General features: G+C 54.8%; 1 pseudogene. It reads right to left on the bottom strand.

The features are described 5' to 3' along the window. Positions 1-863: pseudogene (locus QUB33_RS21695) on the bottom strand (DUF4347 domain-containing protein); the annotation flags it as partial.

Genomic DNA, 863 nt, shown 5'->3' with positions numbered 1-863 from the left:
CCGTCGGGGTCGCTGCCTCCCAATCCTGTGACTAACTGGCTGCTGTTGGGCCCGAGGCTGGAGTTGGCATTGTTGGCAACTGGCGGCTGGTTGTCAGTTGGAAGTATGGCCGCAACAGTAGCGACAGCGGGACTGGAGGCGCCACTGTTGTCTGTGGCGCTGTAGGTGAAATTGGCTCCTGTAAAGTTGCCTGTGGCTTGAAAAAATAGTTGCTGTAACTGTTGAGGCGTCAGGACTTGACCGGGTGTCACTGGTACACCACCGTTGGCTGGATCTCCTAAAAACAGGACGGCTTGGTCTGGTGAGGGCAGGGTGTTGATGGTGTAAGAGGCGATCGACCCGTCGGGGTCGCTGCCTCCCAATCCTGTGACTAACTGGCTGCTGTTGGGCCCGAGGCTGGAGTTGGCATTGTTGGCTAATGGCGGTTGGTTGCCAGTTGGAGTTGGAGTTGTAGTCGGTGTTGGAGTTGGAGTTGTAGTCGGTGTTGGAGTTGGAGTTGTAGTTGGTGTCGGTGTTGGGGTTGGAGTTGTAGTTGGTGTCGGTGTTGGAGTTGGAGTTGGAGTTGGTGTCGGTGTTGGAGTTGGAGTTGTAGTCGGAGTTGTAGTCGGTGTTGGAGTTGTAGTCGGTGTTGGAGTTGTAGTTGGTGTCGGTGTTGGAGTTGTAGTTGGTGTCGGTGTTGGAGTTGGAGTTGTAGTCGGTGTTGGAGTTGTAGTTGGTGTCGGTGTTGGAGTTGGAGTTGTAGTTGGTGTCGGTGTTGGAGTTGGAGTTGGAGTTGTAGTCGGTGTTGGTGTCAGAGTTGTGGTGACTGTAGATTCGTTGTTGGCGGGAGTGGGGTCAGCCGTGGGTGAGGTACTTCTGGCGGT

The organism is Microcoleus sp. B3-A4 (assembly GCF_036705385.1).
In the GTDB taxonomy this organism is placed as follows: domain Bacteria; phylum Cyanobacteriota; class Cyanobacteriia; order Cyanobacteriales; family Microcoleaceae; genus Microcoleus.
This window is presented reverse-complemented; position numbering and strand designations above follow the sequence as displayed.